This window comes from Leptolyngbya sp. Heron Island J (assembly GCF_000482245.1).
In the GTDB taxonomy this organism is placed as follows: domain Bacteria; phylum Cyanobacteriota; class Cyanobacteriia; order Phormidesmidales; family Phormidesmidaceae; genus Leptothoe.
Map to the genome: position 1 here is coordinate 37,350 of NZ_AWNH01000074.1, position 7,692 is coordinate 45,041.

The 7,692-nt window shown below is 46.7% G+C and carries 6 protein-coding genes; 2 read left to right on the forward strand and 4 right to left on the reverse strand.

All coding sequences use genetic code 11. From position 1 onward, the window contains the following. Both N836_RS60705 and pyrC read right to left on the reverse strand, forming a co-directional pair. Positions 1–1,260: a glutathione S-transferase family protein gene (locus N836_RS60705; RefSeq protein WP_023074606.1), complete on the reverse strand. Its 1,260-nt coding sequence runs from the start codon at positions 1,258–1,260 to the stop codon at positions 1–3. Positions 1,261–1,421: 161 nt separating this feature from the next. Then, entirely contained in the window at positions 1,422–2,450 is a 1,029-nt protein-coding gene (gene pyrC, locus N836_RS60710; RefSeq protein WP_023074607.1) for a dihydroorotase, read from the reverse strand. A gap of 208 nt (positions 2,451–2,658) precedes the next feature. Here pyrC and N836_RS60715 point away from each other — a divergent pair, with 208 nt between their 5' ends. Beyond that, positions 2,659–3,243: a dihydrofolate reductase family protein gene (locus N836_RS60715; protein WP_023074608.1), complete on the forward strand. Its 585-nt coding sequence runs from the start codon at positions 2,659–2,661 to the stop codon at positions 3,241–3,243. A gap of 523 nt (positions 3,244–3,766) precedes the next feature. On the opposite strand, the gene N836_RS60720 is transcribed toward N836_RS60715, so the two are convergent. Then, a complete protein-coding gene (locus tag N836_RS60720) occupies positions 3,767–4,900 on the reverse strand; it encodes a heat domain containing protein (RefSeq protein ID WP_023074609.1) in 1,134 nt (377 codons plus the stop codon). Positions 4,901–4,990: 90 nt separating this feature from the next. Between N836_RS60720 and N836_RS60725 the strand changes: the two genes are divergently transcribed. After that, entirely contained in the window at positions 4,991–5,290 is a 300-nt protein-coding gene (locus N836_RS60725; RefSeq protein ID WP_023074610.1) for a hypothetical protein, read from the forward strand. A 67-nt stretch (positions 5,291–5,357) separates the two neighbouring features. On the opposite strand, the gene N836_RS60730 is transcribed toward N836_RS60725, so the two are convergent. Beyond that, the coding region (locus tag N836_RS60730; RefSeq protein ID WP_023074611.1) for a COR domain-containing protein at positions 5,358–7,692 on the reverse strand (2,335 nt) is incomplete at its 5' end.

Genomic DNA, 7,692 nt, shown 5'->3' on the forward strand with positions numbered 1-7,692 from the left:
TTAACGCTTGAGCCAGTTCAACCCAAAGGGTAGTGGGTTTTCCGTTTCTGGCTCACGCTCTGGCGAAAACTCCACCGGATTTTGATCATAGCGGTTACGTGTCGGTATCGCTGGACCCTGGGCATCATCGACTAAAGCCGCCGTTGCTTCCAGGGCGGCTCGCAATCGCTTACCAGCATAGATCGACATGTCGCGAGGAACATTAACCCGGTCTCGCAAATAGCGCAGACCGTTATCACTACCCTGCGGGGGGGAACAGGTTTCGCCAGTGATCAAATGGGTGAGCGCGCAGCGCAATGCTTGGTCAAAGACAGCATCTTCTGTGGGATTGACTCGAATAATGTTGTTGCGATGCTTTAAAACCCGATGCAGGGCTTCCACCCGAGAGGTTTCAGGTTCAGGATAGCCAACATCCGGTAACCCTAGCCAGGGGCCCTGGTCTACTCGTTGTTGGTTGGCTCTGGCCTGGGGTTCACCATTTTCCCAACAGCCTCCCATCTGCGGCGGCAGATCGTGCACATGGGTATGAAAATCACTCTGGGTACCGCGATAGGTGGGGCGAGTTTCCATTCCATCAAACCAGGCGGCAAACCCAGGATTCTCCTCTCGCATGGAATAGCCCTTGTAGTAGAAGAGGCTGGCATTCATGCGCTCAACATAGGGCGTAAACACCAGGTCCACCACACTAAATTCTTCCAGGAAGTAAGGACCGGGGGTGGCGGCCAGGGCAGCTTCCACTTTGGCTACCACCTCAACAAACTGCTCGCGGTTAAACTGCTCCTGGCGAGCAGAGCGCACCGGCTGACACAGCCAGCTACACCAGGCTCGGAATAGCAGCCGTTCTAGCTGTCGTAGGGGAATTGCTGTGGGAGCAAGCATGCTGACCGTTAATGGGCCAAAGGCCTGCTCTAGGGCAATCAGAATATCATCACTTTCGGTAATGAGCTGACCATCTAGCTCCACCGCAGGCAGCATGCCTGAAGGGACTCGCTGCTTATACCATTTTTCCTTGGTGCCATAACAAAACATGGTCACCTTTTCGATGCGGTAGGGAATTTGCTTTTCCTCTAACCACAGCCATACCTTTTGGCAGTAAGGACACCAGGCGTGATTATCGCGAAATAGGGTTACCCGCACATCGGCTTCGGTTTTCCCGAACAGCCGCAGTCGTGCCTGGGCATTGGTGGGGCCATTTACCCGGTCGGTTCGGATAGTATCGAGGGCTTCTAACTCAGGCCAGGTAAGAGCAGCAGTGGTCATGGTTGGAACAAGCAAGCAGATCAAACTCACTATAGCGAAGGACGGAGGTATGAGGACGGAGGTATGAGAAAGAGGTATGAGAAAGAGGCCTGGGATTTCAAGGCTCTAACTGTCCTGTCACACTAACTAAATGTCGGTGAACACACCCCGTGGAACGCTCATCAGGCCATTTGCCAGGTCATCTCCTCTCCGGCTCGTAACGGCACCAGGCCAGATTCCATTAATGGCATTTCATCTGGAATCCGCCAGGTTGTTTTGACCAGGGTGATTTGCTCCGTATTGCGGGGCAGCTGATAAAAGTCGGGTCCATAAAAGCTGGCAAACGCTTCTAGTTTGTCGAGGGCACCCACGCTCTCAAAGGCTTCTGCATACAGCTCCAGGGCGTGTAAGGCTGAATAACAGCCCGCACAGCCACAGGAGGTTTCTTTGCGATCGCGGGCATGGGGAGCACTATCAGTCCCTAGGAAAAACTGAGGACTCCCCGATGTGGCGGCGTGCAAAATTGCCCGACGATGCTCCTCATGTTTTAAAATTGGCAGGCAGTAAAAATGGGGTCGAATCCCTCCTTGAAATAGAGCGTTGCGGTTAAACAGTAGATGTTGTGGGGTGATCGTTGCCGCAACCTTGTTATTAGCTAGAACAAACTGGACAGCGTCTGCGGTAGTAATGTGCTCAAGCACTATGCGTAGAGCGGGAAATCGCTGTTTTAGGGGAATTAAATGTTTCTCGATAAATTCTTTCTCGCGATCAAAGACATCAATCGCTTGATCGGTTACTTCCCCATGGAGCAACAGAGGCATGTCCACCTGCTGCATCGCGGCAAAGACGCGATCGCACTTACGAATATCCGTTACCCCCGAGTCTGAGTTGGTGGTGGCCCCGGCTGGGTAGTACTTGACCGCTTTGACAAATTGAGAGGCTTTGGCCGCGATAATTTCGTCAGGGTCAGTGTTGTCAGTGAGGTAGAGCGTCATCAGTGGCTCAAACTGCTGGCCCGCTGGAATAGCCGCCAGGATGCGATCGCGATAGGCCGCCGCCGCCGCCACCGACCGTACCGGAGGCTTCAAATTCGGCATAATGATAGCGCGGGCAAACTGACGCACCGTATGGGGCAAAACCGCTTTTAGCACTGCACCGTCACGAACATGCAGATGCCAATCGTCGGGTCGAGTGATAGTAAGCTTTTGCATTTTTAGTCAACAAGCAACTGGCAATATAACAAAGGTGTAGATTATACCGATGAAATCCTGCTTCCAGCCGAATCAATTCATCACAATAGATGAAGATCTGGCAATAGATGCAGACGGCTAGAGCGCAATTACCATGAACTATTTGAACAAATAGCTAAAGTGAAATTGGTCCCCACCGACAACTACCATAGCGCCCCCACAAAATAATATGCGAGAACTAACTTATTACGTTGCCTGCAGCGTTGATGGATTTATTGCCCATACAGATGGCTCCCATGATGGGTTTTCTCAGGACGGTGATTATTTTGCAGATTTATTTGCCACTTTCCCTGAGACTATGCCGTCCCATCTGCGGGATGCCATGGGTGTTCACGGTGAAAACAGATGGTTTGACACCGTGCTGATGGGGCGTAAGACCTATGAAATTGGCCTAAATGAAGGAGTGACCAGTCCCTATTCCCATCTGAAACAGTATCTCTTTTCTCGCAGCATAAAGGAAAGCCCAGACCAAAATGTGGAACTTGTTTCAGAAAATGTGATCGAGTTGGTTAATAACCTCAAACAAAAACCAGGCAAGGGCATTTGGCTCTGCGGTGGTGCCAATTTAGCCACAACACTTTTTACCCATCGTTTAATTGATCAACTGATCTTGAAGCTCAATCCATTTTTAATGGGTGCAGGTATTCCACTCTTTGCTGGCGTGATTCAACAAACCGCCCTAGAGCTGACCGACAAAAAAGTTTATGATAATGGAGTTTTGTTGCTTTACTACAAACTAAACTGCGATCGCTGATTTAGAGGATGAGTTGATCGATATCTTTTTCTATTGGACTGTCTCTTACAGCTCAGGGGATTGCCCAAAGATGAAGTCCTAGGTTGAGGCTGAGATGGGTGGGTGAGCTACGGTGTACACACAAGTACTGAAACCTAGCGTTTGCGGTTGCCTCACCCCCTCTAACTCCCCCTTACCAAGGCTACCGTGTATACATATCTAGAAGATTAGACTGAAAAGTCGCTCTAGGTACTGCATTGGCCCTCTCCCTAAATCCCTCTCCCGCAGGGAGAGGAACTTTGACCTGACTCCCCTTCTCCCCGCGGGAGAAGGGGCTGGGGGATGAGGGCCTCCGACAATGAGGCAACTCTCCGACTTATGTATACACGGTAGCTTACCAAGGGGGGTAATGCAGGATTTTGAGCTCACTTCCGAGATATGTGTAAACGGTAGGGGTGGATGAGTGATAGGGTAACGGGAAATTATGTAAGCGCGGGAGCCTAAAGCCATCCTGATGATCAGCAATGCTACTAAACCTTGGGCTCTACTCTTCGATCAGCTCAAAACTCAGTGAGCCAAACGCTTGGCCATTTATCTGTAAAACAATTTCGTGCTCTCCAAGGAGCAGACGTCTTGTCGTCATGAGACGCATAGGATGTTTCTTTTTCAGGGTAACAACCTCCCCTGCAGCAAGTTCCAGCTGCTTGATCTTAAAAACTTTTTGGGTCTTCTTGGTACCATTGCTAGCAAAGTGCATCAAATAGTCCACTAAAAGCTTTTGCGGTTTATTTGAACGAATATCCAACGAAAATTCAAATGCTTCACCGACTCTGACTTTAGGCGTGTTGGTCGAGAATTCTTTAATAGTAATATCTGGTTTGACGCCAAATCCGATTAACTGCAGAGCGTCTTGATTACCTTGTTTTATCAGCGTTCGCAGAGCATGCTTGGTAATAAAAGCCATCTCCTGTTCCGTTTGTCTTTGGCTTTTGCTCCATTCTTGTAGCATCTCAAGCACCAAACTCGGATCAACTTTGCTGATATCGTTAAGATGATTGGCAACTGAGCGTGTCACATAGCGAGTCTTATCAGCATAAAGCATCTCTAAGATAGGCAGAGGTTTTCTATAATCACTGCTTAGCTTTTGTGCCCAGGGCAGCTTTGACCTTGTTCCCTCACTGGCCCAGCGACGCACATGATAGTTATCATCACTTGCACAGTCCAATAAAAACACAAACGTTTCGTCAGGAAATGTATTTATAAAATAACGAATGGCATATTCAGCAGAAAATCGTTTGGTGATTTCCTTTAATGCACCAAGAGAAATATTCAGATATTCTGGCTCACAGCCATGGAGAGCAACAAATAGAGAGAATGGTGCAAAAATAAAGTCTCCAAAATCATCATCTGTTTTATGAGGGTCCAGTTCAGGAGGAAGCGATTGTAGAATTATCGTCAAGGCTTCCTGATAGTCATCTGGCAAATGTTGATGTAAGCAGGCTGTGATATGGGCAATACGTTCTTTGAGCTCAAGCTTGGGAAAGGCGGCAATCACATCCTGATAAAATGACTGTTGGGCAAAATCAGGAAATGCCTGGGAAATCAACGTCACCAGATAATTGACTTTGTCTGAGTTAAAAAGCTGATCTTTAAGCGAAAAGGACGATTTTGCTTTCACGAATGTAGCATCTCCTCAGTCATCTTTATGTTCAAATAATGCTGTATGCATTTTACTGCGCCTATACTGTATTTAAGCTGGTGCAGCGATATGACTTTCCTTTTATTTGTCCCTTGGCTACTGGCCCTGATCATCGGCATTATCTTCGGCTGGCTGATTCGCCATCGGCCATTGTATCTTCAGCTGATATGCGCTGGACTCAATAGCATCATTCAAGGGATGTTCTCTATTGTTTTTTATACTCAGTTTCCCCATAGCGTTTTTGGTTGTGCGGGATGGGGCTGTACAGTGATGGGGCCTGTAGTCATGTGGGTGACGATAGTCAGTATGATTTTAGCTGTACTACCTGGCTTGATTATTGGCTTAGTTTTTTACTTTAAGAAAAATTGATTGAGCATGTTTAGGGATAAACATAATCTGTTGGGAGGGGGCTCCAGGGTGGGTTTCCCGAATGTTTCTAACCACCAGCAACGGCCTGTTTAATCGCCTCACAAATTGCAACCAAGGCTTTGTTTTGTTCAGGAGAACTAAGACTGTCAAGCGGATGCTGCGGTTCGTGGGCAGCCTGATACTTTTCAATTGGGCTATCCTTATAGGTGCTATAGCTCACAGGCACCCAGATAATTGTTAGTCCCTCATTCTCAGCAGCCTCTAAAAGCGGTGGTAGTTCGTTCTCATGGATAAAATCTGACGCTAAGAAGGGTTGACTGACTAACAATACAGCCACTTTTGCAGAGGCTAACGCATTATCTATTTCCTTGCGCCATTCAACACCGGGTTGGATGTGGGTGTCATCCCATGGAATAATTAATTCCTGACGAACCGAGGGTTTCAGAAATTCTTGCAGCTTAGTTAGCCACTCACTATTCTGGTGGCTATAGCTGATAAAAACCTTATCTCTTATTGCTTTTTGTGGCTTATTAGCATCTGGGTGATACTCAACGTGTTGCTGCTTCATCTGCTCATATTTATCTTGTTCAGATTTCTTATCTAGCTCATCAAAGCGATCGTAATCTGATAGTACTGCCGTCAGTCTGCGAACATTCACATCAATACAGCTTTTATCACAGGTGATTTCATAACGTCTTTTCTCCAAATAGCGGTCCAGCGTTGGCATCCGAAAGAAGTGGGGTTGTTTGTCTGCCTGGCATTCCTCACAAATACAGGGAACCATCTTCGCTACTCTAATCTTTTCAAATGAGCCATTAATTTCATCAATTTCGTTGGCCACAATACTCAGTAGCTCTTTATTGTGAACACCTGAAACCCGAATACTGATTTCCCCTTTGTAGGGGCGATAGTTCTCAATAACTTCTGTCCGAGCACGACCATTATTAAGTACTACCCCACTACGCCAGACAATCTGCTGTTGCTCAATCCAGCGATAGAGTCTAACAATTAGCTGAGTGGCAATACCCTTGGGCATAAACTCATACTCATAACGGAGCATCAGATTATTGCTGACATCCCAATCGTAGTCAGGCGGATCGAAATCTAGAAGCTGTGGGAAAATGTAGTTATCTTTTAAGCCAGGAATCGGGTAACAGAGCTTAAAATTCTCCATCAGCTGGAGTAATTCATCCCCCATATTAACATATTGATCTTCACTCCAAATATCATCCAGCTGATCGCGAGTGAACCGTCCTTTAGCCTTGGCTACCTCTTTGTGAGTGGTAACAGCATAAACAGCATTAGTTGCCCATTCAGGCCGCAAGATGACAATATTTTTTAGTACTCGATCTCTTTGAAAGTGCAAGCAAATACCTAGGTTATGAAGAAAGTTGCTAATGCGCAACATTTCGGTACGCTCAATGATGTCACTACGTTCACATAGTGCAAAGTAATCACGTTGATCAATGTAATTTCGAGCATCGTTTTCCAGAGCATAGCGGACACGTGCCCACTTTTTAGGCAGTGGGGTACCCACAAAATCCAACTTGGTAATGTGGTAACGAATAGCTTCCTTGATATCTTCTAACCCACGGCCATCCCTTAAATTCGTGGCGATGCATTCTTTAATATATTGAAAATCTCCCTTTAATTGTCGTTCATTAACATTACAAGGTCTATCATCCTTTTCATTTTTGATTAGAATTACGGGACTATCACCACCAAATAGCTCAATAGATTTCAGCCAATACGGGAAATCAGTATTTTCCTTACGGGTATCGGCAACCAGGGCATAGAGGGAACGCTCAGTCAGGAAAAACTGATGGGTTTGATGATAGATTTCCTGACCACCAAAGTCCCAGAGGTTGACACGAAATTCTTGAACGTCATCGACAGAAAACTTCCACTGGATAACCTTAATGCCATGGGTAGATTCTTCCTTAGGATCTAACTTGTAATTAGGGTCTTGAATCTTTTTGGCAAGAGAGGTTTTACCTGCACCACCCTCACCAACAATCAGCAATTTTGCCTCTTGAAGAAAGAAATCTCCAGTTTCATCAGATGATGCTTCATAGAATTGAAATATAGCTTCTAAATCTTCCTGATTTCTCCAAGAATTAGGACTTCCTAAAATCTCTGGGGGGATTGGTAATGGATTCCCACTGAGATCGATTTGTGTAAGAGGTAAATGCTTCAACTCTAAAGGTAAGTCAGAAATCTTGTTTTGATAGAGGTCAAGCGACGTCAGACTCGTGAGCTGGACAATCTCTGGCGGCAACTCACTCAACTGGTTAGAGCGGAGGTCAAGCGACGTCAGACTCGTGAGCTGGCCAATCTCCGGCGGCAACTCACTCAACTGGTTAGAGCTGAGGGAAAGCGACGTCAGACTCGTGAGCTGGACA